General features: G+C 71.1%; 22 protein-coding genes and 1 pseudogene. 7 read left to right on the forward strand and 16 right to left on the reverse strand.

Translation table 11 applies throughout. The features are described 5' to 3' along the window. Nucleotides 1-63: 63 nt before the first annotated feature. The 8 genes from D1369_RS06590 to D1369_RS06625 all read right to left on the reverse strand — a co-directional run bounded on the left by D1369_RS06590 (nt 64) and on the right by D1369_RS06625 (nt 11,339). Nucleotides 64-1,407: a ThuA domain-containing protein gene (locus D1369_RS06590; protein ID WP_118082328.1), complete on the reverse strand. Its 1,344-nt coding sequence runs from the start codon at nt 1,405-1,407 to the stop codon at nt 64-66. A 14-nt stretch (nt 1,408-1,421) separates the two neighbouring features. Further along, nucleotides 1,422-3,932 carry a PQQ-dependent sugar dehydrogenase gene (locus D1369_RS06595; RefSeq protein ID WP_037901999.1) on the reverse strand — a complete coding sequence of 837 codons (2,511 nt, stop codon included), beginning with the start codon at nt 3,930-3,932 and terminating at the stop codon, nt 1,422-1,424. Between the two features lie 138 nt (nt 3,933-4,070). Continuing rightward, a complete protein-coding gene (locus D1369_RS06600; RefSeq protein ID WP_007385934.1) occupies nt 4,071-5,075 on the reverse strand; it encodes a sugar phosphate isomerase/epimerase family protein in 1,005 nt (334 codons plus the stop codon). Nucleotides 5,076-5,089: 14 nt separating this feature from the next. Continuing rightward, nucleotides 5,090-6,292, reverse strand: coding sequence for a Gfo/Idh/MocA family oxidoreductase (locus tag D1369_RS06605; RefSeq protein ID WP_007385933.1), 1,203 nt, complete (start codon nt 6,290-6,292; stop codon nt 5,090-5,092). A gap of 158 nt (nt 6,293-6,450) precedes the next feature. Then, on the reverse strand, nt 6,451-7,503 hold the full coding sequence (locus D1369_RS06610; protein ID WP_007385932.1) for a substrate-binding domain-containing protein: 1,053 nt from the start codon (nt 7,501-7,503) through the stop codon (nt 6,451-6,453). Nucleotides 7,504-7,520: 17 nt separating this feature from the next. Next, nucleotides 7,521-8,540 (reverse strand): ABC transporter permease, encoded by a 1,020-nt coding sequence (locus D1369_RS06615; RefSeq protein ID WP_007385931.1) that lies wholly within the window; start codon nt 8,538-8,540, stop codon nt 7,521-7,523. After that, complete coding sequence (locus D1369_RS06620; protein WP_007385930.1) at nt 8,537-10,057, reverse strand: sugar ABC transporter ATP-binding protein; 1,521 nt, start codon at nt 10,055-10,057, stop codon at nt 8,537-8,539. The genes D1369_RS06615 and D1369_RS06620 overlap by 4 nt, the downstream gene beginning before the upstream one ends. A 100-nt stretch (nt 10,058-10,157) precedes the next feature. After that, the gene (locus D1369_RS06625; protein ID WP_037901996.1) at nt 10,158-11,339 is read right to left on the reverse strand and encodes an ROK family transcriptional regulator; all 1,182 of its coding nucleotides are present in this window, start codon (nt 11,337-11,339) and stop codon (nt 10,158-10,160) included. A 198-nt stretch (nt 11,340-11,537) separates the two neighbouring features. On the opposite strand from D1369_RS06625, the gene D1369_RS06630 reads away from it, so the two are divergent. Continuing rightward, a complete protein-coding gene (locus D1369_RS06630) occupies nt 11,538-12,371 on the forward strand; it encodes an NAD(P)H-binding protein (protein ID WP_007385928.1) in 834 nt (277 codons plus the stop codon). 395 nt (nt 12,372-12,766) lie between these two features. Here the strand turns inward: D1369_RS06630 and D1369_RS06635 are convergent, their stop codons facing one another. The 4 genes from D1369_RS06635 to D1369_RS06645 form a co-directional block, all read right to left on the reverse strand. After that, on the reverse strand, nt 12,767-13,444 hold the full coding sequence (locus tag D1369_RS06635; protein ID WP_007385927.1) for a GntR family transcriptional regulator: 678 nt from the start codon (nt 13,442-13,444) through the stop codon (nt 12,767-12,769). A gap of 129 nt (nt 13,445-13,573) precedes the next feature. After that, complete coding sequence (locus D1369_RS06640; protein WP_118082329.1) at nt 13,574-14,512, reverse strand: beta-ketoacyl-ACP synthase III; 939 nt, start codon at nt 14,510-14,512, stop codon at nt 13,574-13,576. Nucleotides 14,513-14,659: 147 nt separating this feature from the next. Next, nucleotides 14,660-14,797, reverse strand: a complete 138-nt coding sequence (locus tag D1369_RS42810) for a hypothetical protein (RefSeq protein WP_020124584.1) — start codon at nt 14,795-14,797, stop codon at nt 14,660-14,662. Then, on the reverse strand, nt 14,763-16,097 hold the full coding sequence (locus D1369_RS06645) for an OFA family MFS transporter (RefSeq protein ID WP_007385925.1): 1,335 nt from the start codon (nt 16,095-16,097) through the stop codon (nt 14,763-14,765). Before D1369_RS06645 ends, D1369_RS42810 begins: the two co-directional genes overlap by 35 nt. Before the next feature lie 154 nt (nt 16,098-16,251). Here D1369_RS06645 and D1369_RS06650 point away from each other — a divergent pair. Together D1369_RS06650 and fdhD are read left to right on the forward strand one after the other, a co-directional pair. Then, a pseudogene (locus D1369_RS06650) lies at nt 16,252-16,441 on the forward strand (Fe-S-binding domain-containing protein); the annotation flags it as partial. Between the two features lie 7 nt (nt 16,442-16,448). Then, nucleotides 16,449-17,297, forward strand: coding sequence for a formate dehydrogenase accessory sulfurtransferase FdhD (gene fdhD, locus D1369_RS06655; protein WP_007385924.1), 849 nt, complete (start codon nt 16,449-16,451; stop codon nt 17,295-17,297). 12 nt (nt 17,298-17,309) lie between these two features. On the opposite strand, the gene D1369_RS06660 is transcribed toward fdhD, so the two are convergent. Then, the gene (locus tag D1369_RS06660) at nt 17,310-18,131 is read right to left on the reverse strand and encodes a LysR substrate-binding domain-containing protein (RefSeq protein ID WP_037901992.1); all 822 of its coding nucleotides are present in this window, start codon (nt 18,129-18,131) and stop codon (nt 17,310-17,312) included. A 117-nt stretch (nt 18,132-18,248) separates the two neighbouring features. Here D1369_RS06660 and D1369_RS06665 point away from each other — a divergent pair, with 117 nt between their 5' ends. Then, nucleotides 18,249-18,968: an SDR family oxidoreductase gene (locus D1369_RS06665; RefSeq protein ID WP_037901990.1), complete on the forward strand. Its 720-nt coding sequence runs from the start codon at nt 18,249-18,251 to the stop codon at nt 18,966-18,968. A 4-nt stretch (nt 18,969-18,972) separates the two neighbouring features. On the opposite strand, the gene D1369_RS06670 is transcribed toward D1369_RS06665, so the two are convergent. Continuing rightward, nucleotides 18,973-19,500, reverse strand: coding sequence for an isochorismatase family protein (locus D1369_RS06670; RefSeq protein ID WP_007385921.1), 528 nt, complete (start codon nt 19,498-19,500; stop codon nt 18,973-18,975). A 16-nt stretch (nt 19,501-19,516) separates the two neighbouring features. Further along, nucleotides 19,517-19,957, reverse strand: coding sequence for a MarR family transcriptional regulator (locus D1369_RS06675; protein WP_007385920.1), 441 nt, complete (start codon nt 19,955-19,957; stop codon nt 19,517-19,519). 109 nt (nt 19,958-20,066) lie between these two features. Between D1369_RS06675 and D1369_RS06680 the strand changes: the two genes are divergently transcribed. The 3 genes from D1369_RS06680 to D1369_RS06690 all read left to right on the forward strand — a co-directional run bounded on the left by D1369_RS06680 (nt 20,067) and on the right by D1369_RS06690 (nt 24,185). Continuing rightward, complete coding sequence (locus D1369_RS06680; protein ID WP_118082330.1) at nt 20,067-20,984, forward strand: zinc-binding dehydrogenase; 918 nt, start codon at nt 20,067-20,069, stop codon at nt 20,982-20,984. 100 nt (nt 20,985-21,084) lie between these two features. Continuing rightward, entirely contained in the window at nt 21,085-22,947 is a 1,863-nt protein-coding gene (locus D1369_RS06685) for a sialidase family protein (protein ID WP_007385918.1), read from the forward strand. Between the two features lie 11 nt (nt 22,948-22,958). Further along, a complete protein-coding gene (locus D1369_RS06690; protein WP_007385917.1) occupies nt 22,959-24,185 on the forward strand; it encodes a DUF4185 domain-containing protein in 1,227 nt (408 codons plus the stop codon). On the opposite strand, the gene D1369_RS06695 is transcribed toward D1369_RS06690, so the two are convergent. Next, the gene (locus tag D1369_RS06695) at nt 24,121-25,155 is read right to left on the reverse strand and encodes a bile acid:sodium symporter family protein (RefSeq protein ID WP_037903871.1); all 1,035 of its coding nucleotides are present in this window, start codon (nt 25,153-25,155) and stop codon (nt 24,121-24,123) included. The two genes, D1369_RS06690 and D1369_RS06695, sit on opposite strands and share 65 nt — an antisense overlap. Nucleotides 25,156-25,175: the final 20 nt, after the last annotated feature.

Genomic DNA, 25,175 nt, shown 5'->3' on the forward strand with positions numbered 1-25,175 from the left:
GAACCCCAGAAGTGAGGGGGAAAGACGGCGGGCGGGAGTCCGGCGTCCCCCGCCCGCCGCCGCTCAGTCGCCCTTGACGGGCAGTTCCTTGATCCGGATGTCGCGGAACGACACCTGGTCGTCGGCTCCGTGGTTCTGGATGCCGACGTGCCCGTCACGCAGACTCCGGGCCGGATCGGTGTTGGTGAAATCGTTGATCTTCACGCCGTTGAGCCAGACGCGGAGGCGTTCGCCCTCCACGCGGATCTCGTACGTGTTCCACTCCCCCGGCGGGTTCAGCGCGCGGTCGCGCTTCTTCAGGTCGGCGGAGCGGAAGCCGTAGACGGACCCGGTCGTCTTCTCGGGTACGTCGGTGGCGTCGATCTGGATCTCGTAGCCGTTGTCCACGGCGGACCAGGGGTCGTCCGAGGGCGGGAAGCCCACGAACACACCGGAGTTGTCGTCCCCGGAGGCGCTCGCCATCTTCCAGTCGAGCTTCAGGGAGTACGACCCGAGGTCCTGGCCGGGGTACCAGAGCATCCCCATGCCGCCGGACGAGGTGAGTGTGCCGTCGTCGGAGCGGGTGAAGGAGCCCGGGCCCGCCTGTTTCCAGTCGGCCAGCGACTCGGCGGTGCCGTCGAAGAGCGGGCGATAGCCGTTCTCCGGCCGGCAGTCGGCCTGTGTGTGGCCGGTCGCGTACCGGATTCCGCCCAGCAGGTGGCCGCGGAAGGCGGGATCGGCGTACGACTCCTTGGTGTGGCCGAGGCCGGTGTAGAAGGCTCGGCCGCCCTGGTAGTCCTGGCACCAGGCGATCGGGTGGTCGCCGTTCATCGTGCCGCCGGTGTACGACGACTCGTCGAGGGCGGCCAGGACGTGGACCCGTTCGCGGGGATTGGAGCGGTAGTTGTACCACTCGTCGGTGCGGTTCCACGTCGGAGAGAGCTCTGACGTGGACGGGTGGGCGCGGTCCTCGACCACCACGGTGGCGGGCTGGATCGCCGGGTGCGACTGGAAATAGGCGCCGGCGAGGCCGCCGTAGAACGCCCAGTCGTACTCGGTGTCGGCGGCCGCGTGGATGCCGACGTATCCGCCGCCGTGCCGGATGTAGCCCTCGAAGGCCCGCTGTTGGGCGGGGTCGAGGACGTCGCCGGTGGTGGAGAGGAAGACGACAGCGTCGTAGCGGCGCAGGTTCCGCGCGGTGAACGCGCTCGCGTCCTCGGTGGCGTCGACCGTGAAGCCGTCGGTCTCACCGAGCTGCTTCACCGCCGCGACGCCTTCGGGGATCGAGTCGTGGCGGAAGCCGGCCGTCTTGGAGAAGACCAGCACCCGTTCGGTGTCCGCAGGGTGTGACGCGGCGGGTTGGGAGACGCACCCGAGGAGCAGGGCGGCTCCCACAACTGCCGTCGTCCATCGTCCGGTTGTGTTCATGCGAGCCCCTCCTCTCAGCCGGTGGTGAAGGTGAAGTCGTCCACGTCGAACAGGGCGCCGGTGCCGGTCCCCTTGAAGACCAGGTAGAGCGTGGTGGTGTCCCTTGGGGCGCGGGACAGGTCGGCGGTGACGTCCTGGAAGGTCTCCCAGCCGCCGGTCACCGGCACGGTCGTTTTGCCGAGCAGGGTGCCGGTCGCGGACCCCGCACGGATCTCCAGCGTGCCGCCGGAACCGCCCGAAGAGACGCGCGCGGTGAGTGACTTGGCGTTGCCGAGGACGTACGGCGTGAAGGAGATCCAGTCGCCGTTGTTGATGTCGCCGACCGTGTTGCCGCCGTGTGCCGTGTCCTTGGCGATGACGGAGACGCCCGAGCCGGTGCCGAAGTGCTCGGCCTGGCGGTGCCTGGGCTGCAGGACGCTCTGGTCGTGCGTGGTCAGCGGGGCCTGGCCGCCGCCACCGTTGTCGGTGTACTCGGCGTCCATCACGCCGAAGATGTTGGCGTCCTCGTCGTGGCCGCCGTCGGCGCTGGTCTGGAGGGTGCCGGTGCAGCCGTCGGCGGAGGTGACGGGGTGGCCGTGGCTGTCGTGGCCGAGGACGAAGGTGACCTTGACCTTGGCGCAGTCGATGGGCCGGCCGTCCTCGGGGTCACTGACGCGCACCTTGAAGGGGATCGTGTCCCCGAAGCTGAACAGCTGCCCGTTCTTGGGGAGTTCGAGGATCACCTTGGGCGCGGTGTTGCCGACGACGATCTGCACGCTCGCGCTGCCGGTGCGGCCCGAGGGGTCCTCGGCGGTCAGGGTCGCGGTGTAGGTGCCGTTCTTCCTGTACCTGTGCGTCGGGTTCGCCGCGGTGGACGTGCCGCCGTCGCCGAAGTCCCAGCGGTAGGTGAGGGCGTCGCCGTCCTGGTCGCTGGTGCCCTCGGAGGAGAACCGCACCCGCAGCGGTGCCTGTCCGGAGGTACGGTCGGCCGCCGCCTGCGCGACCGGGGAGTGGCCGTCGGTGGCGTTCTCGATGCGGTACAGGGCGGAGTTCTCGTCGCCGCCGAACCAGGAGACGCCGTAGTCGAGGACGTACAGCGCCCCGTCGGGGCCGAAGGCCATGTCCATCACCTGGGTGCCGGTCCAGGGGATGTCGTTGATCGACTGGACGGTGCCGTCGGCGTCGCTGGTGATGCGCTTGATCCAGCGGCGGCCGAACTCCCCGGCGAAGAAGTCGCCGTCGTAGGCCTCGGGGAACTTGACCGGTGAGTCGAGCGAGGCGTCGTAGTGGTAGACCGGGCCGCCCATCGGGGACTCGGAGCCGGTGCCGAACTCCGGTACCGATCCGCCGTCGTAGGGGATCCAGGCGGCCTGCGCCGGGGGAAGGTCGGTCAGGCCGGTGTTGTGCGGGGAGTTGTTCTTCGGCGCGGCGCAGTCGAAGGAGGCGCCGGAGGTGCCGGTGGCGAAGTCGTAGTCGACGTAGGCGTCGTTGTCGCCCGTGCAGTACGGCCATCCGAAGTTGCCGGGGCCGGTCACCCGGGCGAACTCGACCTGGCCCGCGGGGCCTCGGGCCGGGTCGGCGGCGCCGGCGTCGGGGCCGTAGTCGCCGACGTAGACGATCCCGGTCTGCTTGTCGACGCTGAAGCGGAACGGGTTGCGGAAGCCCATGGCGTAGATCTCGGGCCGGGTCCTGTCCGTGCCGGGTGCGAAGAGGTTGCCGTCGGGGATGGCGTAGGAGCCGTCGGCGTTGACCTTGATGCGCAGGATCTTGCCGCGCAGGTCGTTGGTGTTGCCGGCGGTGCGCTGGGCGTCGAAGGCCGGGTTGCGGTTGGCCCGCTCGTCGATGGGCGTGAACCCGTCGGACTGGAAGGGGTTGGAGTCGTCGCCCGTCGACAGGTAGAGGTTGCCGGCCGCGTCGAAGTCGATGTCACCGCCGACGTGGCAGCAGATGCCGCGGGTGGCGGGGATGTCGATGATCTTCGTCTCGCTGGCCGCGTCGAGGGTGCCGTCGGTCTTCAGGACGAACCGGGAGAGCCGGTTGACGCCGTCGAAGGGGGCGAAGTCGGCCGCGGTGCCGGTCTCGGGGGCGTCGCCCGCGGGAGTGTTCAACGGGGGTGCGTAGTACAGGTAGATGAAGCGGTTGGTGGTGAACTGCGGGTCGACGCCGACGCCTTGGAGACCCTCCTCGTCGTGGGAGTAGACGGCGAGCTTGCCTGCGAGGCGGGTGGTGCCGGCCGCGTCGGTGATGCGGAGTTCGCCGTCGCGGGAGGTGTGCAGGACCGAGCGGTCCGGGAGAACGGCGAGCGACATGGGCTCGCCGACCTCGGGTTCGCCCTTGGCGAGGGTGACCTGCTGGAAGTCCTCGGCGGCGGCCGCGCCGGCGGCTCCTTCGCCGGCGACGGCTGCGCCGGCCTGGGGAGCGGCGAGGGTGAGGGAGGCGCCGGCCAGCAGGAAGCCGGTGAGCAGGGCCGCCGCTCTGCGCCAGGGGGCGCGTCGTCTGTGGGTCTCGATTCTGTCGGTCACGGTGGTGCGGTCTTTCCCGTGCACGGATGCCTCCCGAAAGGGGCCGGTCGTACGGGTGGGTGCGGGTACGCCGGGATGCGCCGTCATCCCGGAACTGACCAGTGCGGCTTGCTCGTTGCCCCAGCGGTGGGGCCTACTCCGTGATCGCCGGACCGGTGCGGCTCATTCGTTGCCGCCGAACGCCGCGTCGAACGAGGCCGACGGGGGCTCGAAGTCGTATGCCTTGAGTCGGTTCAGTGCCTCGGGTGCGCCCTGGAGCCGGTCCATGCCGGCGTCCTCCCACTCGACCGAGATCGGGCCCTGGTAGTCGATGGAGCGCAGCATGCGGAAGACGTCCTCCCAGGGGACGTCGCCGTGGCCTGCGGAGACGAAGTCCCAGCCGCGGCGCGGGTCGCCCCAGGGCAGGTGGGAGCCGAGGCGGCCGTTGCGGCCGTCTAGGCGTTTGCGGGCTTCCTTGCAGTCGACGTGGTAGATCCGGTCGCGGAAGTCCCACAGGAAGCCCACCGGGTCGAGGTCCTGCCACACGAAGTGGGAGGGGTCGAAGTTGAGGCCGAAGGCGGCCCGGCGCCCAACGGCGTCCAGGGCCCGCTGAGTTGTCCAGTAGTCGTAGGCGATCTCGCTCGGGTGGACCTCGTGCGCGAACCGCACGCCCTCCGTGTCGAAGACGTCGAGGATGGGGTTCCAGCGTTCGGCGAAGTCCTCGTAGCCGCGGTCGATCATCGACTCGGGGGCGGGCGGGAACATGGCGACCAGGTGCCAGATGGCGGAGCCGGTGAAGCCGATGACGGTCTCGACGCCGAAGGCACGGGCGGCCCGCGCGGTGTCCTTCATCCGGTTCGCGGCACGCTGCCGGACGCCTTCGGGGTCGCCGTCGCCCCACACCTCGCCGGGCAGGATGGCCCGGTGGCGTTCGTCGATGATGGCGTCGCAGACGGCCTGGCCGACCAGGTGGTTGGAGATCGCCCAGCACTTGAGGCCGTACTTGTCGAGGAGCGCGTGCCGGGAGTCAAGGTACGCCGGGTCGGCGAGCGCCTTGTCGACCTCGAAGTGGTCGCCCCAGCAGGCGAGTTCGAGCCCGTCGTAGCCGAAGTCGCGGGCGAGGCGGCAGACCTCTTCGAGGGGGAGGTCGGCCCACTGGCCGGTGAAGAGCGTGAACTTGCGCGGCATCTCTCGGAGCCTCCTCAGACGGCTATCGGGGTGTAGACGGAGTTCTTCTCGGCGCTCTCCTCGACGGCCGCGAGCACGCGCTGGACCTGGAGGCCGTCGGCGAAGGAGGGTTCGGGGCGGCGGCCCTCGGCGATCGCGTGGACGAGGTCGCGGGCCTGGTGGACGAAGGTGTGCTCGTAGCCGAGGCCGTGACCCGGCGGCCACCAGGCGTCCAGGTAGGGGTGGTCGGGCTCGGTGACGAGGATGCGGCGGAAGCCGGCGTGCGCCGCGGGTTCCGTGGCGTCGTGGTAGGAGAGTTCGTTGAGGCGTTCCAGGTCGAAGGCCAACGAGCCGTGCTCACCGTTGAGTTCGATGCGCAGCGCGTTCTTGCGGCCGGTGGCGTAGCGGGTGGCCTCAAAGGAGGCGAGGGCGCCCGAGGTGAAGCGTCCGGTGAACAGGGCGGCGTCGTCGACGGTGACCTGGCCGGTGCCGGTCCCGGAGACGGCGGCCAGGCCCTTGACGGTGCCCTCGGCCAACGGCCGTTCCCGTACGAAGGTCTCGGTCAGGGCGGAGACTCCGGCCAGTGGCTCTCCCGCCAGGTACTGCGCGAGGTCGATGATGTGCGCGCCGAGGTCGCCGAGCGAGCCCGAGCCCGCCTGTTCCCTGCGCAGCCGCCACGTCAGCGGGAACTGCGGGTCCACGAGCCAGTCCTGGAGGTAGGTCACCCGGACGTGCCGCAGCCTGCCGAGCCGCCCCTCGGCCACCATCCGGCGGGCCAGCGCGGTGGCGGGCACCCTGCGGTAGTTGAAGCCGACCATCGCCAACTGGCCCCGCTCGAAGGCCTCTTCGGCGGCCCGGGTCATCACCTGGGCTTCCTCGACGGTGTTCGCGAGGGGCTTCTCGCACAGCACGTGCTTGCCCGCTGCGAGCGCGGCGAGCGCGATCTCGGCGTGGCTGTCGCCGGGGGTGCAGATGTCGACGAGATCGACGTCGTCGCGCTCGATCAGCACCCGCCAGTCGGTCTCGGCGGCCGCCCAGCCGTGCCGGTCGGCTGCCCGGCGCACGGCGTCCGCGTCCCGTCCGCAGACCGCGGCCAGCACCGGGCGGCGGGGCAGGTCGAAGACGCGTCCGACGGTCCGCCAGCCCTGGGAGTGGGCGGCGCCCATGAAGGCGTAGCCGACCATGCCGACCCGGAGCGGCGGCACCTCGGCCCCTTCTGACTGCTGCGGCTGTGCCATGCGCGATGTCCTCCTCGTCGTCGTGGCGCGGTGGGGGGTGCAGCCCGGTCCGTCGACGAACCGGGCTCCTGGGACCCGCCCCTCGGACCGGGCCGGCCGGGGCGTGCTGCCGCTCGCGGCCGGCCCGGCCGGTAAGGCAGGTCCCGGGTCGGGTCGCCTCACTTGAAGCCGGTGGACATGTACTGGTCGACGTTGGTCTTGTCGACGACGGCCGAGTAGAGGGTGAGCGAGGCCGGGATCTCGAACTCGGCGAGGCCGCCGATGCCCTTGGACTGGCCGAGGGAGCGGGCGAGGTCGATCGCGGAGGCGGCCATGGTCGGCGGGTAGAGGACGGTCGCCTTGAGAACGCCGTTGTCCTGCTTGATGGCCTGGAAGGCGGACAGGGCGCCCGCGCCGCCGACCATCAGGAAGTCGCCGCGGCCGGCCTGATCGATGGCGCGCAGCGCGCCCACGCCCTGGTCGTCGTCGTGGTTCCACAGCGCGTCGAAGTTCGACTGGGCCTGGAGGAGCTGGGCCATCTTGGCCTGCCCGGACTCCACGGTGAACTCGGCGGCCTGCCGGGCCACCTTCCGCACGTTGGGGTAGTTCTTCAGGGCGTCGTCGAAGCCCTTGGTGCGCTGTTTGGTGAGTTCCAGGTTGTCGAGTCCGGCCAGTTCGATGACCTTGGCGTTCGACTTCCCCTTGAGCTTCCGGCCGATGTAGTGGCCGGCGTTGAGACCCATGCCGTAGTTGTCGCCGCCTATCCAACAGCGGTATGCCTGCGGGGTGTTGAAGATGCGGTCGAGGTTGACGACCGGGATCCCGGCGCGCATCGCCTTGAGGCCGACCTGGGTGAGGGCCTTGCCGTCCGCGGGCAGGACGACCAGCACGTCGACCTTCTTGTTGATCAGGGTCTCGATCTGGCCGATCTGCTGGGCGGTGTCGTTGGAGCCCTCGGTGATCTCCAGGGTGACGTCCGAGTACTTCTTGGCCCGGTTCTTGGCGTTGTCGTTGATGGCGTTGAGCCAGCCGTGGTCGGCCTGCGGTCCGGCGAAGCCGATGGTGACGGGCTTGCCGGGCGAGTCGGAGGCCGCGGGCTGGTCGTTCGCGGCCGGCTCGTCGTCGCCGGAGTCATTGCTGGTGCAACCTGCGAGGAGGGCACCGGCCCCGACGGCGGCGGTCCCGAAGAGCAGACCTCTGCGACTGGTGAAGCGGCTCGTGTGCTGTGGCATGGCGGTGAACCCTTTCCTCAGGTCGTGCTTGCGGTACGGCGCTGGACCAGCACGGCGGCGACGATGATCGCGCCCTTGGCGATCTGCTGGACGTCGCTCTGCAGGTTGTTCAGGGCGAAGATGTTGGTGATCGTGGTGAAGATCAGGACGCCGAGCACGGAGCCGGTGATGGTGCCGCGTCCCCCGCTGAGCAGGGTTCCGCCGATGATCGCGGCGGCGATGGCGTCGAGCTCGTAGAGGTTGCCGTTGGTGTTCTGGCCGGAGCCGGACAGGATGATCAGCAGGAAGGCGGCGATGCCGCAGCACAGTCCGGACAGCAGGTAGAGGTAGAGGCGCTGCCGACGGACGTCGATGCCGGCGAGCCGGGCGGCCTCGGCGTTGCCGCCGACGGCGACGGTGCGCCGGCCGAAGGTGGTGCGGTTCAGCACCAGCCAGCCGATGATCGTCACGACCGCGAAGACGAGGACCAGCGGAGGGATGCCGAGCACGTACGCGTCGCGCTCCCCGAGATCCAGCACGCTGTTGACGGTGACGACCTGCGTGCTGCCGTCGGTGATCTGCAGGGCGAGTCCGCGGGCCGAGGCGAGCATGGCGAGGGTGGCGATGAAGGGGACCATGGCGCCGTACGCGATGAGCAGCCCGTTGACCAGGCCGCAGCCGACGCCGACGATCACCGCGGTGAAGAGGATGCCCGCGAAGCCGTACTCCTGGGTGGCGACGGTGGTGGCCCACACCGAGGCGAGGGCGACGATCGCGCCGACCGAGAGGTCGATACCGCCGGAGGTGATGACGAAGGTCATGCCGACGGTGACGACACCGATCACCGAGGCCTGGGTGAGGACGAGTTGGAGGTTGCGGGTGTCGAGGAACTCGTCGGGCTTGGTGATCCCGCCGATGAGGACCAGTACGGCGAGCACACCGAGGAGGGAGAGGGTACGGACGTCGGCGCGGGCGAACACCCCTCGCCAGGCGGACGATTCGCTCACCGAAGGCACTTTGTCGGCGCTCCCCCTGGGCGGGGACACATGCTGCGTCATGACGCCGGGCTTCCTTCCATGACGAGGTCGAGTACACGGTGTTCGTCGAGCTCACGGGCGGGCGCCCGGTGGACGACACGGCCCTCGCGGAGCACCAGGACACGGTCGGCGAGGCCGAGCACCTCGGGGACCTCGCTGGAGACCAGCAGTACGGCCAGCCCTTCGTCGGCGAGCCGCCGGACGACCGCGTACAGCTCGGCGCGGGCTCCGACGTCGACGCCCCGGGTGGGTTCGTCGAGCAGCAGGACCCGGCAGCCGCGCAGCAGCCAGCGGGCCAGGACGGCTTTTTGCTGGTTGCCGCCGGAAAGGGTGCGGATCGGCACGGAAGGGTTGTCGGGCCGCAGGGACAGTTCGCGGGTCGCAGCCCGGGCCGCGCCGAGTTCGGCACGCCGGTCGATCCAACCGGCCCTGGAGAAGCGGGACATGGAGGAGACGGACACGTTGCGGGTGACCGACTCCAGCATGAGCAGGGCCTGCGCCTTGCGTTCCTCGGGGGCGAGCCCGATCCCGGCGCGGACGGCGGCGCGGACACTGCCGGGCTTCAACGCCCGTCCGTTCACGGAGACATGACCGGCGGTGGGCTTGCGGGCGCCGTAGACCGTCTCCAGGATCTCGGATCGTCCCGAGCCGACGAGCCCGGCGAGTCCGACGATCTCCCCGGGGTGGATCACGAGGTCAAGTGGCTCGAACTCGCCCTGGCGGGACAGTCCTTGGACCTCCAGCAGCGGCCTCTCCCCTTGTGCGGGAGCCGTCGGCCGCTCCGGAAAGACGTATTCGACGTTCCGGCCCGTCATCAGCGCCACCACCTCTCGCGTCGGCGTCGACTTGGCGGGCAGTCCGACCGCGACGGCCCGGCCGTCCTTGAGGACCGTCACCCGGTCGCCGATCCGCCGGATCTCCTCCAGGCGGTGGGAGATGTAGACGACGGCGACGCCCTCGGCGGTGAGGTCGCCGACGATCCGGAAGAGGTTGTCGACCTCGTCCGGGTCGAGGGCGGCGGACGGCTCGTCCATCACGATGAGCCGTACGTCGTGGGAAAGGGCCCGCGCCATGGACACGATCTGCTGCTGCGCCGCGGGCAACTCCCCGACCAGGCGCGCCGGATCGATCTCCGGGTGCCCGAGTCGTCGTAGCAGCGCGGCGGTGGACTGACGGGCCGCCTTGCCGCGTACGACGAACCCGGCCGTGGTGGGTTCATGGCCCAGGTGGACGTTCTCGGCGACGGACAGGTGCTCCACCAGGTCGAGTTCCTGGTAGATGGTGGCGATGCCGAGGCGCATGGCGGCGATCGGCGAGCGCAGGGCGACCTCCTCGCCGCGCCAGCGCAGGCGGCCGGTGTCGGGCTGGTGGGCGCCGGCCAGCACCTTGATGAGGGTGGACTTCCCGGCTCCGTTCTGGCCGAGCAGACAGTGCACTTCGCCGGCCTGGACGTCGAGGTCGACGCCGTCGAGGGCCCGGACTCCGGGGAACGACTTGGTGATGCCGGACATGCTGAGCAGCGGTGGTTCTGGTGCCATGAGGTCCCCTTGGCGGGCGTGCGGGCCGGATTCAGGGCAGGGCGAAGCAGGGCAGGGCGAAGCAGGGCGCCGTACTGGGATGCCTGACGGATTCGAGTGCTCAGGCGGGTGAGAACAGGTGGTCGCTGATGAGCCGGGCCGCGCCGATGACTCCGGCGGTGGGGCCCAACTCCCCCAGAACTATGGGTAGGTTGCCGGTCGCCAGCGGAAGGGACTGGCGGTAGACCTGGGTGCGGATCGCGGCGAGCAGGGTGTGGCCGAGGCCGGTGACTCCGCCGCCGATCACCACCAGGCCGGGGTTGAAGAAGGAGACCAGGCCGGCGATGACCTGGCCGGTCCGGTTGCCGCCCTCACGGATCAGGTCGAGGGCGGTGGGGTCGCCGGCGGCAGCGGCGGAGGCGACGTCGACCGCGGTCAGAGCGCCGTTCGCCGTGCGCCGTGCGGCGAGTGCCTCGGAGCGCCCCTGCTCGACGGCCTCCACGGCGTCCCTGGCGAGGGCCGCCCCGCTGAAGTGGGCTTCCAGGCAGCCCCGGTTGCCGCAGGCGCACGGGCGGCCGTCGGGCACGGCCTGGATGTGCCCGATGTCGCCCGCGCTGCCCGTCACCCCGCGGTGAACCTCACCGCCGGCGACGATGCCGCAGCCGATGCCGGTACCGATCTTGACGCAGAGGAAGTCGCCCACGGAGCGTGCGACGCCCGCGTGCATCTCCCCCATCGCCATCAGGTTCACGTCGTTGTCGACCATGACCGGGCAGCCGAGTTCCTGGCTGAGCGCCTCCCGTACGGGGAAGCCGTCCCAGCCCGGCATGATCGGCGGAGCCACCGGAACGCCCTCGGGGAAGCGGACCGGCCCCGGGACGCCGATGCCGGCGCCGTCGAAACCCTCCGCGAGCCCCGAGGCTCTCAACTTTGCTGCCATGGACAGGACTTGCTCGAAGACCGCGACCGGGCCCTCGCGGACGTCCATGGGCTGGTTGAGGTGTCCCAGGATCTCCAGTTCGGCGTTGGTGACGGCGACGTCGACCGAGGTCGCGCCGATGTCCACGCCGAGGAAACGCAGGTTGGGGGCGAGCCGGATGTTGTGGGAGCGGCGCCCGCCGCGGGAGGCGGCGAGTCCGTCGGCCACGATCAGGCCCGTCTCCAGCAGTCGGTCCACCTCCACTGCCAGCTTGGACCGTGACAGGTCGACCTGATCGCCCAGTTGCGCACGGGAGTTGGGTCCTCCGTCACGCAACAGCTTGAGCAGCCGGGCCTGATGCGCGTTCGCGGGTCGTGCCGTCATGCGTCTCACGAGCCCCTCCCCGCCTCATTCGGCCACCAGCCGGCTTGCTTTCCAGGGGAACGTAGCAGCGGCTGCCGAACCTGGGAAGAAGCTGTGCAGAGATTGCTGCTCACTTTCTCCACTCTCAGGACAAAGGCGTGTCGCACTCTGGTGTCCCGGCGCCCGCACCCGCAGGATGGGCCTCTGGGAGGGGAGCACATGTTTCTGGTGACGGGTGCGACAGGGAACGTGGGGGCCGAACTCGTGCGGGCGCTGGCGGAGTCCGGCGAGCGGGTGCGGGCGGTCAGCCGTTCCGGACGGAGGGAGGGGTTACCGCCGGGCGTGGAGGCCGTGGCGGGAGATCTGAACCGGCCCGAGAGCGTGCGGGACGCGCTGGACGGCGTACGAGGACTGTTCCTGATGCCCGGCTACGAAGGGCAGCGGCAGATCCTGGCGGACGCGCGGGCCGCCGCGGTGCGCCGTGTGGTGCTGCTCTCCGGCCTGTCGGCGGGCACGGGCGACCGGGACAACGCGGTGGCCGGCTATCTGCTCGCCGCGGAGGACGCGGTGCGCGGCTCGGGTCTCGACTGGACGTGCGTCCGTCCGACGAGCTTCATGACCAACGCACTGCGACTCGCGGACCAGATCCGCGAGGGTGACACGGTCCGGGTGCCGTTCCCGGACGCGCGGACCACCGACATCGACCCCTACGACATCGCCCAGGTAGCCCAACGCGCCCTGCTGTCCGACGAGTTCGCGGGCCGCGTGCTCGAGGTCACGGGCCCCGAGGCGCTGTTGCCCGCCGACCGGGTCCGGATCCTCGGCGAGGCACTGGGCCGGAACCTGCACGCCGTGGGACTGGGGCACGAGGAGGCACGCGCCGAGATGGAGGCAACGGGCATGCCGAAGCCGTATGTCGACGCCTTCTTCGCCTTCTTCGTGGACGGCACCCTGGACGAGTCGGTGGCGCTGCCCACGGTGGAACAGGTCACGGGACGCCCACCGCGCACCTTCGCCCAGTGGGCCCGGGACCACGCGGACGCCTTCCGGTGAGGTGAGCGGGACGAGGTGAGGCGACCACGACCGCTCACGCGTGGCGCGCCGTCCGCGGCGAGTGGGGCACGGTGAGACGACGACGACCGCTGCCGCGCGTGACACGCCGTCCGCGTGCGCTCGGTGAGCCCCCGCATCAGCCCAGCCACCCAACGCCACCCAGGCCCACGATCACCACCAGGACGCGGCACCCGGCCCACAACCCACGACAACACACCCGAACGACCCGACCACGACCGCCGACGCACATGACACGCCGTCCGCATGCGCACGCAGCACCCCCGCACCAGCCCCGCCACCCACCACCGCCCCAGGCCCACGATCACCACGACCAGGACGCGGCACCCGGCCCACGCTCCACGACCACACACCCGAACGACGCGACTACGCCCCGACTACGACCGCTGACGCGCGTGATACGACGTCCGCGTGTGCTCGGTGTGCTCCCGCATGATCGCGGTGGCGCGCTGCTCGTCACGGTCGGCGATCGCGGCGATCAGCTCACGGTGCTCGATCCAGGACTGACGTCCGCGCTGCCGGGCGACCGGCGTGTAGTACCAGCGCACCCGCCGGTCCACCTGCCCCGCCAACTCCGCGAGGACCGCGTTGCCCGCCAACTCCATGACCTTCGCGTGGAGTCGGGCGTTGAGGGCGACCGCTGCATCCACGTCGTCCGCGGCGACCGCGCTCTCCCCCTGCGCGCACAGGTCCTCCAGCACGGCGATCCCGGCGCTGCCCGCGTTCGCGGCGGCCAGCCGGGCCGCCTCGGCCTCCAACAGCGTGCGCACGGTAAGGAGTTGGTCCGCCTCCTCGTCGGTCGGCTCATGCACGAACGCACCCTGAGCCGGCCGCAGATCCACCCACCCCTCGGTGTTCAACCGCTGCAGGGCCTCCCGCACCGGCTGCCGGGACACCCCCAGATGACCCGCCAGCTCACTCTCCACCAGATGCTGACCCGGCTGGAGAGCACGGGTCGTGATGAGTTCGAGCAGCGCCTCGTACACGCGATCACGCAGCGGACCGGGACGTTCCAGTTTCGGTACGGCTCCCTGCGGCAGACCTGTCGACAACATCGCGGCCCCTCCTCGACGGCGGACACCCGCGGGCATCCCCGGACGCCCCCGACTCGTTGCCTTTTGTCTACAGTCTACGGCGTACAGCGGCCAGGTAAACCGCGCGTCGGCCTCGCCACAGCCCGCAGGTCAGGGGCAGCGGACGACCTGCCCGGCATAGGACAGGTTCCCGCCGAACCCGAACAGCAGCACCGGGTCCCCGGTCGAGATCTCGCCCTGCTCGACCAGCTTGGAGAACGCCAGGGGAATGCTGGCCGCGGACGTGTTCCCGGACTCGGTGACGTCCCGGGCCACCACGGCGTTGACCGCGCCGATCTTCTGCGCGAGCGGCTCGATGATCCGCAGGTTCGCCTGGTGCAGCACGACCGCGGCGAGGTCCTCGGGGGTGAGCCCGGCGCGTTCACAGGCCTGCCGGGCCAGTGCCGGAAGCTTCGTGGTCGCCCAGCGGTAGACGCTCTGCCCCTCCTGCGCGAACCGGGCCGGCTCGCCCTCGATCCGCACGGCGTGCCCCATCTCGGGCACCGACCCCCACAGCACGGGCGAGATACCGGGTACGTCGGCCCCCTCGACGACCGCCGCCCCCGCCCCGTCCCCGACGAGGACACAGGTGGTGCGGTCGCTCCAGTCGGTCACCGCGGACATCTTGTCGGCGCCGATCACCAGCGCCCGGGTCGCCGCACCGGCCCGGACGGTGTGGTCGGCGGTGGCCAGCGCGTGGGTGAAACCGGCGCACACCACGTTGACGTCCATCGCGGCGGGCGAGGGGATGCCGAGCCGGGCCGCGACCCGGGCGGCCATGTTCGGGGACCGGTCGACGGCGGTCGAGGTGGCGACCAGGACCAGGTCGATGTCGGCGGGGGTGAGCCCGGCCGCGGCCAGCGCCTTGGCGGCGGCGTGGGAGGCGAGCTCGTCGACCGGCTCGTCCGGGCCGGCGATGTGGCGGGTCCGGATGCCCACCCGGGACCTGATCCACTCGTCGCTGGTGTCGACCAGGCCCGCCAGATCCTCGTTGGTGAGCACCCTGGCGGGCTGGTAGTGGCCGACTGCGGCGATCCGCGAGCCGTTCATGGAGGGTCCCCCTCGTTGCCTTGGGTAGCGGGATCCTCCAGTCTGATCAGTGACTCACGGGTACGCGGGCACGTAAGGCCACAGGAAACGGGCGCCCGAGTTGTCGGCTTCGCTCACCCCTCGGACGCCCGGACCCCTTCCGAACAGTTACTTGGTGAACAGCTGCGTGGCCTTCTGCACGAGCTCGTAGAGCCCGTAGACGAGCGGTGTGCCCACCCACACCCAGGCCAGGGCGATGAGGGGGCGCCGGTCAGGCGGACTCTGACTGCTGTCGGGCTGTGACATCGGCGGCCTCCCTCGGTGCGGGAATGTGGTGACGGGCACTGACGGGGCGGACCAGCTCGTTGGCGACGAAGCCGACGACGAGCAGCCCGATCATGATCATGAAGGAGAGACTGTAGAGGTCGGACCCGCTCTTGCCCGCGTCCTCCTGCCGGTCGGCGATCCAGTTCACGATCAGTGGTCCGAGGACCCCGGCCGTGGACCAGGCGGTCAGCAGCCGGCCATGGATGGCGCCGACCTGGTAGGCGCCGAAGAGGTCCTTCAGATAGGCGGGGATCGTCGCGAAACCGCCGCCGTAGAAGGACAGGATCACCAGCGCGCACAGGATGAACAGCGGCTTCGACGAGTCGCCGAACAGGGCGATGAGCCCGTACATCACCGCGCCCACGCCCAGGTAGACGCGGTAGATGTTCTTCCGTCCGATCAGGTCGGACGTCGACGACCAGCCGATCCGGCCCGCCATGTTGGCGGCCGACAGCAGCGCGACGAAGCCGGCCGCGGCCGACACCGAGACCGGGGTCGAGGTCTCCTTGAAGAAGTCGGTGATCATCGGGGCGGCCTTCTCCAGGATGCCGATGCCCGCGGTGACGTTCATGCAGAGCACGACCCACAGACACCAGAACTGGGGCGTGCGCACGGCGTTGCGCGCCGAGACCTGCGGCCCTTCGAAGGCGCTGGGCGCGCTCTCGACCGGCTTCTCGCTGCGCGGCACGCGCACCAGCAGGACTCCGAGGAGCATGAAGACGGCGTACGACAGCCCGTGCACGAGGAACGCGAGCGCGATCCCGGAGCTGTCGGAGCCGAAGGACTCCAGCATCTGCGCCGACCAGGGGGAGGCGATGAGCGCGCCGCCGCCGAAGCCCATGATGGCGATGCCGGTGGCCATGCCGGGCCGGTCCGGGAACCACTTGATCAGGGTGGAGACCGGTGAGATGTAGCCGATGCCCAGGCCGATGCCGCCGACGAAGCCGTAGCCGAGGACGATCAGCCAGTACTGCTCGGTGGCCGCCCCCAGCGCGGACAGCAGGAAGCCGGACGAGAAGCAGACCAGCGCCACCGTCATCGCCCAGCGCGGCCCGTTGCGCTCCACCAGCGTGCCGCCGAACGCGGCGGACAGGCCGAGCATCACGATGCCGAGCTGGAAGGGCAGGGCACTCTGCGTGCCGCTGAGACCGAGCGCGGACTCGAGCGGCGGCTTGAACACCGACCAGGCGTAGGCCTGTCCGATGGAGAGATGGACCGAGAGAGCGGCCGGGGGCACGAGCCAGCGGCTCCAGCCCGGGGGCGCGACAGGGGGACTCATGATCCCGAACGGTAGGAACAATCAGGTTGGTTGAAAAGGCCGCTCGTCGGCTGTATGCGATGAGCGGTATCCCGGACGCGACGAACGGTCGAACCGGCCGGTTTCCCGGGCGGGCCGGGCCACGCCCGCACCCTTGCGGAACCGGACCTCGACCTGCGTCGGCGTATGCCCGACGGAGGCGGTCCCGTTCCGGTCGGAGTTCGACAGGCGGGCGGCGGGTACCTGGGGGCCGGGGTCACAATGAGATCGTGAAGGTCACCGCTCCGCTCGGCGGTCCGGTGACCCAGGGCAGCCTCTGCAGCAAGGGCCGTTTCGGCTACCAGCACGTACAGAACCGGGACTGAGACACATATGGGACGAGTCACGGAACGACGCAAGGTGATCCGCATCCGCGACGGGGCCCTCTCCTCCCGCCCGGACACCCTGGTCACCGAGGAACCACTCGAAATCCGCCTCAACGGCAAACCCCTCGCCATCACCATGCGCACCCCCGGCGACGACTTCGCCCTCGCCACCGGCTTCCTCGTCAGCGAAGGCGTCCTCGCCCAACAACACGACCTCCAGAACATCGTCTACTGCGCCGGCGCCACCAAAAACGGCACCAACACCTACAACATCGTCGACGTCACCACCGCCACCCACGTCGCCATCCCCGACATCACCCTCGAACGCAACGTCTACACCACCTCCTCCTGCGGCCTGTGCGGCAAAGCCAGCCTCGACGCCGTCACCACCACCACCCACTGGCCCATCCACGACACACCCCCGGTCCGTGTCAGTCCCGAACTCCTCGCCAGCCTCCCCGACCAACTCCGCGCAGCCCAACAAGTCTTCGACCGAACCGGCGGCCTGCACGCCGCCGCCCTCTTCACCGAACACGGCCACCTCCTCGACATACGCGAAGACGTCGGCCGCCACAACGCCGTCGACAAACTCATCGGCCGCGCCCTCCAACACGGCAACCTCCCCCTGTCCCGCACCCTCCTCCTCGTCTCCGGCCGCGCCTCCTTCGAACTCGCACAAAAAGCCGTCATGGCCGGCATCCCCCTCCTGGCGGCCGTCTCCGCACCCTCCTCCCTCGCCGTCGACCTCGCCACCGAAACCGGTCTGACCCTGGTCGGCTTCCTGCGCGGCCCCTCCATGAACGTGTACGCGGGAGAACACCGGCTGGCCCTGGAGGCAACGGCAGCCCCGAGCTGAGAGGCTTCCGTCTCAGCCCTGCGGCTCCTCGGCGAGGGCCTCGACGAACGCTGCGACGAGCGGTGATCTCCGGCTCGCCTCCCAGGCCAGGAGTACCTGGTCCGGCTCCGCGTCCAGGACCGGGACGTAGGTGATGTCCGGCCGTGAGTACTGCTGGGCGACGGACTCGGGGACGAGGGTGATGCCCTGTCCGGCCACCACACGCTCGAACTTCTCCTCGATGGTGCGGATCGGGACGTCGTCGGGGCCGGGATCGGCGTACCGCAGCCGGGGCTCGTCCGCCAGGTCGGCCAGGAGCAGCTCCTGCTTGCCGGCGAGCCGGTGGTCCGCGGGGAGCATCGCCACGCGGCTCTCGGTGAACAGCGGCAGCAGCTCCAGACCGCGCTCGCGGACCGGTGGTCGTACGTAGGCGAGGTCGACGGTGCCGTCGAGGACGAGGTCCTCCTGGTCGTCCCATTCGACCCGGCGGGCTTCGACGGCGACGTCGGGACGGGCGGCGCAGAAGGCGCGCAGGGCGTGGGACAGCACGATGCCCGCGCGGAAGCCGACGACCAGGCGGTGCGGGCCGTGGGCGGCCCGGTGGACCCGGCGCCGGGTGCCGTCCGCTGCGGCGAGCAGGTACCGGGCGTCGTCGAGGAGTTGGCGCCCGGCCGTGGTCAAGGTGACGCCGTGGCTGTCGCGTTGGAACAGGACGGCGTCCAAGTCCTTCTCCAGTGCCTTGATCTGACGGCTCAGCACCGGCTGGGCGATGTGCAGCCGTTCGGCCGCCCGCCCGAAGTGCAGCAGCTCGGCCACCGCGACGAAGTAGCGCACTTTCCGCAGGTCGAGGTCCATGGCCGTCCCTTCCCTCGGCGATGCCTCCAGGGTATCGCCGTCGCCGAAAGAGGTCTTGGACGGCGCGGCGGGGGCGCCCGCAGGCTGGAGCCGAACACCTACGGAAGGAGAAACGGCATGAGCCTGCAGGGACAGCGGATCGTCGTGGTCGGCGGTACGTCGGGCATCGGTCTGGCGGTGGCGGACGCGGCGGCCCGGGACGGGGCCGAGGTGGTGGTGGCCTCACGCCGGAAGGAGAGTGTGGAGGCGGCACTGAAGCAGTTGCCGCCGGGTGTCTCGGGGGACGTCCTCGACGTCACCTCGGAGGCCGGTGTGCAGGCCTTCTTCGCACGGACGGGTGCCTTCGACCATCTCGTCTTCACGGCGGGCGAACCGCTGCGGTTCGAGCCGCTGGCCGAGACCGACCTCGCCCGGGCGCGGAACTTCCTGGAGACCCGGCTGTGGGGCGCGCTCACGGTGGTCAAGTACGGGGCGCCGCTCGTCCGGGAGGGCGGGTCGGTCGTGCTCACCACGGGTACCGTCGCGCGCCGGCCGATGCCGGGGACGAGTGTGGTGGCCGGCCTGGCCGGGGCGATGGAGTCGCTGACCCGGGCGCTGGCCCTGGAGCTGGCCCCGGTGAGGGTCAACGTGGTCGAGCCGGGGGTGGTGCGCACCGAGCTGTGGCGCGAGCTTCCCAAGGAGGAGCGCGACGGCCTGTTCGCGGCCGCCGCCGAGTCGCTCCCCGTGGGGCGGGTCGGCGAGCCGGAGGAGGTCGCCGAGGCGTATCTCTATCTGATGCGCGGCGGTTTCAGCACCGGCTCGGTGGTGGTCGTGGACGGCGGAACGGTCCTGGTCTGAGCGGTCAGCCCGCCACGAAACGCACCTGATCCAACGTCACCACCGTGCCCAGGCGCGGAAAGTCGAGCCGTGTCGAGGACTCGTGCTCGGCAGCGGTGAAGGCGGCCATCGCGTCCTCCACGAGGACGAGGTCGTAGCCGAGGTCGAGGGCGGCGCGGGCGGTGGACTCGACGCCGAGGTTGGTGGCGATTCCGCCGAACACCAGGGTGGTGACGCCGAGTTCGCGGAGGCGGGCGTCCAGATCCGTGCCCTGGAAGGCGCCGATGGTCCGCTTCACGATCTCGAGGTCGCCGTGGTGGGCGAGACCGGGCACCAGCCCGCTGCCGGGTGGCTGGTCGGCGACACCGGGCCGTTCGACGCGCACCAGCACGACGGGTGCGCCGGCAGCACGGAAGAGGGCCGCCAACTCCGCCGCTGCGGTGAGGACTTCGGTGCCTTTGCGGGGTTCCAGGGGCAGCGCGACGATCCGGTCCATCAGATCGACGAGTACGAGGGCGCTGCGCGCGGGATCGAGGGCGAGGGGTCCGATCATGACGGAACGTTATCCGTCATCGGCCCTCCGTGCCGGAGATCCGGATCAACAGGCCCATGAACTGGGCGCGTTCGTCCGGGGAGAGGGGGGCCAGCAGCTCGTCGTTGGCGTGGCGGGCCGCCTTCTCGCAGCGGGCCAGCAGCCGGGTCCCCTCCGCCGTGAGGGACACCGCGTTCTTGCGGCGGTCGCCGGGGTCCGGTTCGCGCAGGACGAGCCCGGCGGACTGGAGGTCGTTGAGGACGCCGACCAGGTCCTTGGGGTCGAGCCGCACCGCGCGGCCGAGGTCGGCCTGGGCGACGGGGGCGAGGTCGCGGACGGCGGAGAGGACGACGTGGTGCCACATCTTCATGCCCTCGACGGCCAGCGCCTCGGCGACCAGGGTCCGTCCACGGGCGGCGGCGCGCCCTAGGAGCCAGCTGGGGAGGGAGCGGATCGCGGGGAGGGGTGCTTCGGCCATGGGACCAGCCTAGCCAGTATTCATTGGACTTCCCAACGACCCACCTCTTATCGTTGGGAAGCCCAATGAATCAGTCGGGCAGTCCGATGAATCAGGGGAGGTCGGATCGATGCGTCGCGTCCGTTACGAGTCCACGGGTGGCCCGCTGTTCCTGGAGGAGGTGCCGGTCCCCGCGCCGGGCCCGGGTGAGCTCCTCGTGCGCTGTGAGGCGATCGGTGTCACGCTGCCCGTCGTCCGCAAGGTGACCGAGGCCGTGGAGCCGGTGCCGCTCGGCGGCGAGCTCGCCGGTGAGGTGGTGGCCGTCGGCGCCGGGGTCACCCGTTTCCGGCCCGGCGAACGCGTCACGGGCCTGTGCTTCGGCCACGGTTACGCAGACTTCGCGCTGCTGCCCGAGCCCATGGCCTCCTCGGTCCCCGACGGCGCCTCGGCGGTCGACGCGGTCGCCCTGGTCCGCAGCGGTCTGGTCGCGCTCGGCGCCCTGGAGGCGGCGCGTCCCGAGCCGGGAGAGGCGGCACTGATCACGGCGGCGGCGAGCGGGGTCGGGCACCTCGCCGTGCAGCTCGCGCGGGCCCGGGGTGCCTCCCGGGTGGTGGGCGCGGTCTCCGGCCCGGCCAAGGCGGACTTCGTGCGCTCGCTCGGCGCCGACACCACCGCCCTTTACGGCGACGGCAGTTGGGGAGATCCCGTCGACTACGTCCTCGACGCGGTCGGCGGCGAGCTGCTCACCCCGGCGCTCGCCGCCCTGGCCCCGGGCGGGCGGCTGGTGGCGTACAGCTCGGGCGGCGGGACGATCCGGGCGTACGACCTCCTCGTCGGCGCCAAGTCCGTGACGGGCTTCCAGATGGCGCGGATCGCCCGCGAGCGGCCCGAGTTGTACGAGCGGTGGCGGCGGGAGCTGTGGCGGAGGTTCCTGGACGGCACGCTTCGGCCCGCCGTGCACGGGGAGTTCGCCCTGGAGGACGCGGCGAAGGCGCACGAGGTGATCGAGTCGCGGCGCAACCTCGGAAAGGTCGTACTCCATCCGTGACGGGACACGCGCGGGGTTCTTGTGAGGCGCGAGGGACGGAACTACCGTCCGTCACCGGAAGGTCACATTTCCGGATGTTCGGACAACTGAAAGGGCGCCCGTGCCGTCGAGTCGCGCACGTCTGAGATCCTCCCTGTCCGCCGTTTCCGCCACCGCCGCCCTGCTCGCCCCGCCGAGCGCCGCTTTCGCCCAATCCCTGCCCTCCGCACCGGGGTTGGAGCAGCAGATCCTCTTCAAGGCGGACCGGGACCCCGGCTACGCCTGCTTCCGTATCCCGGCGGTCGTCCGTACCTCCGCCGGCACCCTGCTCGCGTTCGCCGAGGGACGGGTCCTCAACTGCGGGGACGCCTCCGACATCGACATCGTCCTCAAGCGGTCCACCGACGGCGGCCGCACCTGGGGCCCCCTCCAGGTGGTCAGCGAGGGCGCGGGCGACACCCACGGCAACCCGGCGCCACTCGTGGACCGCGGGACGGGGCGCGTCCTGCTGGCCGAGACGTACAACCCGGGACGTACGGACAGCGGGAACTGCCGGGCACCCTGCGCGCGCACCCCGCACCTGCAGTACAGCGACGACGACGGCCGGACCTGGTCCGCGCCCCGCGACCTGAGCGAGGAGCTCCTGGCCGGGCGGCGCACCTCCTGGTACGCCACCGGCCCCGTGCACGGCATCCAGCTCGGCCAGGGACCGCACGCCGGGCGGCTGGTGTTCGGTGTCAACACCGAGACGTGGGAGGGCAGCCGGGTGACCGCCAACCACGCGGCACTCGTCGTGAGCGACGACGGCGGCGAGCACTGGCGGGTCGGCGCCACCGACTCCTGGCCGGTCGCCGCCGACGGCACCTTCCGGCAGAAGCCCTCCGAGGTCACGCTCACCGAGCGCGCCGACGGTTCCGTGCTCGTCAGCGGGCGCGAGCAGGACGGCACCGACCTCGGCCACCGCACCCAGGCCGTCAGCGTCGACGGCGGCGACAGCTTCGACGCGCCGTTCCGGGCCCTGCCCGACCTGTACGCACCGCAGGTCCAGTGCGCCACCCTCGACCTCGGCGCGCGCCTGCTGCTGTCCTGCCCGGCCGACCCGGACCGCCGCCGCACGATGACGATCCGCTCCTCCTACGACGGCGGCCGCACCTGGGACACCCCCGACCGTGCCACGGTCGTCACCACCGACTGGTCCGGATACTCGGACATGGCCCCGGTGGACGAGGGCACGGTGGGCCTGCTCTACGAGGGCGGGACCGCCGACGCTCGCGACGAGATCCGCTTCGCCCGCTTCACCGAGAACTGGCTGACACCGCGGCGCGGCCCCGACTCGACCACGCCCGACCGCGCTCCCCTCGCCCCGCCCGCGGCCGTGCTCGGCGGCGCCCGCGAGACGGCCGGGGTCATCGGCGGCGCCCTGGACCTCGACGGCGCCGACGACGCCGTACACCTGCCCTATCGGGCTCAACTCCCGCTCGGCTCGAAGGACTTCACCGCGTCCCTGTGGTTCCGGTACACGGCCACGGCCGGGGAGCAGCCGCTGCTGTGGATGGGCGGGGTCGGGACGGATCAGCCGCAGGTCTGGCTGCGCGGAGAGCCCGCGAGCGGCCGGCTGCGCGGGCTGATCACCGTGCGAGAGGGCGCGACGACCCTGCGGACGGCTTCGGTGAGCACGAACGGCGCGTACAACGACGGACGGTGGCACCACTTGGGCCTGCGCCGGGGCGGCGGCCGGCTCACGCTCTTCGTCGACGGTACGGCGACCGGCGTACCGGACGTGCCGGGCTCGGTCAGCCGCACCTCCCCGTTCGGTGTGCACATCGGGCAGCGCGTGGACGGCCGTGCCTTCTTCACCGGCGCGATCGACGAAGTCCGGGTGTGGGGCCGGGCCCTGACCGACGCGGAGATCACCGGCGCGGACCCGGCGTCGGAGGGCACCGTCCTGTGGCTGCCCATGGACCGGGTGAGCGGGAGCCGCTAACGTCGCGGACCGTGCCCGAGGACGCACGAGCACGACAGCGAACCGGCACCGGCGTCGGTCTGCTGCTGGCGCTGGTGCTCGGAGCCGTGCTGCTCACCGCCCTGCCGAACGGCGGTGGGCGGGACGCCGACGACTGCGCACCGCTCACCGTCGGCTCCTGGTCCGCAAACGACCGCCTCACCGGCGAGTTCGCGCGCTACGGCGACGACGGCGCCCGCACCGACGACTGGACCGGCGGCGACGGCACCCACTCGGTGCGGCTGCCCGACGGGCGGCTGCTGTGGCTGTTCTCCGACACCTACCTCGGCCAGGTGTACGGCCCGCCCAATCCGCTCGGCGAGTCGTTCGCCTGGCGCGACTCCGCCGCCCCTCTGGTGCGCAACTCGGCGGTGCTGATGCGCGGCGGCCGCCTGGAGGCCACCCTCCCGGCGCCGCTGTTCCCGGACCCGGGCCCGGACCAGTGGCGCTGGCCGGTCGCGGCCCGCGTCGAACCCCGCTCCCCCGGCTCGGACGAACTGGTCGTGCGGGTGCTGCTGTGGGTGCGGACGGCGGGCCGGTCCCCCTGGATCTACGGCGTCCCGACCGCCACCGAGGTGGCCACGCTCTCGCTGCCCGACCTGCGCGTCGAGTCGATCACGAAGGTCCTCGACGAGCAGCGGGTCAAGGACCCGTCCCGGCGGGTGCTGTTCGGGACCACGCTGGTCGAGGAGGGCGAGTGGACGTACGTCTTCGGGGGCGACGACGGCCAGGCCGCGTCCCGTACCGCCTCCTCGGCCTACGTGGCCCGGGTGCCGAAGGGCGGGCTCGCCGAACCGGGCGCCTGGGAGTACTGGGACGGCTCGGAGTGGACGACCGGCGCCCGCCCGCGCCCGGTGCTCGGGGACGGGCGGCGCACCGGGGTGGGCAGCGCCTTCTCCGTCGTACAACAGAACGGGACGTACGTGCTGTTCACCATGGCCGCCGGGACGAAGGGGCTGGCGGCCGTGACCTCGTACTGGGCCTGCTCCCCCACCGGACCGTGGCACGGCCCGGAGAGGGACTTCACCCCCTCCCTGCCCGCCGGGCAGGTCGCCGCCTACAACCCGCAGGCGCACCTCGAACTCAGCGGCGGGGGACGGCTGGTGCTCAGCTACGACGTCAACTGGCTGGAGACGACTCTCGCTTCGGCCCAGCTCAGCCGGAACGTGTCGCTGTACCGACCGCGGTTCGTGACGCTCCGGCTGACTCCGGCCCGCTGACCTGCGCGGTCTCTCCGGTCTCCGCCGGGACGGCGTCGTGCGAGCGGCGCTTGGCGATCACGGCGCAGACCATCAGCTGCATCTGGTGGAACAGCATCAGCGGCAGCACGGCGAGCGAGGCGTGCGCGCCGAACAGGACGCTGGCCATGGGGAGTCCGGAGGCGAGGGACTTCTTCGAGCCCGCGAACTGGATGGCGACGCGGTCCTCACGGCCGAAGCGCAGCGCCTTGGCGCCGTACCAGGTCAGGGCGAGCATCAGGGCGAGCAGGACGGCCTCGACGATCATGAGGCCGCCGAGCCTGAGCGGGCTCACCTGGTGCCAGATGCCCTGGACCATGCCCTCGCTGAACGCGGTGTAGACGACCAGCAGGATCGACCCGCGGTCGACGAGGCCGAGGACCTTCTTGTGGCGGGTGATGAAGCCGCCGATCCAGCGGCGCGTCAACTGGCCCGCCAGGAACGGCACGAGCAGCTGGAGCACGATCTCCAGGAGCGAGTCGGCGGAGAACCCGCTGCCGCTGCTGCCGAGCAGGGCGGCCGCCAGGAGCGGGGTGATGACGATGCCGACCAGGGAGGAGAAGGAGCCCGCGCAGATCGCGGCCGGCACGTTGCCGCGGGCGATCGAGGTGAAGGCGATCGAGGACTGGATGGTGGAGGGGACCAGGGTGAGGAAGAGCAGGCCCTGGTAGAGGGGGTGGGTCAGGAAGACCGGGACGAGTCCGCGGGCGGCGAGGCCCAGCAGCGGGAAGATCACGAACGTGCAGACGAGGACCGTGACGTGCAGCCGCCAGTGCTTGAGGCCGTCCAGAGCCTCGCGGGTGGACAGGCGGGCGCCGTACAGGAAGAAGAGGAAGGCGATCGCCGCCGTGGAGGCTCCGGAGGCCACGTCCGCGGTGGTCCCGCGTGCCGGTACGAGGGCCGCGAGACCCACCGTGCCGAGCAGCAGCAGGATGTACGGGTCGACCGGCATCCAGGCCGGCCACTTCAGGC

Source organism: Streptomyces sp. CC0208 (assembly GCF_003443735.1).
GTDB classification, from domain to species: domain Bacteria; phylum Actinomycetota; class Actinomycetes; order Streptomycetales; family Streptomycetaceae; genus Streptomyces; species Streptomyces sviceus.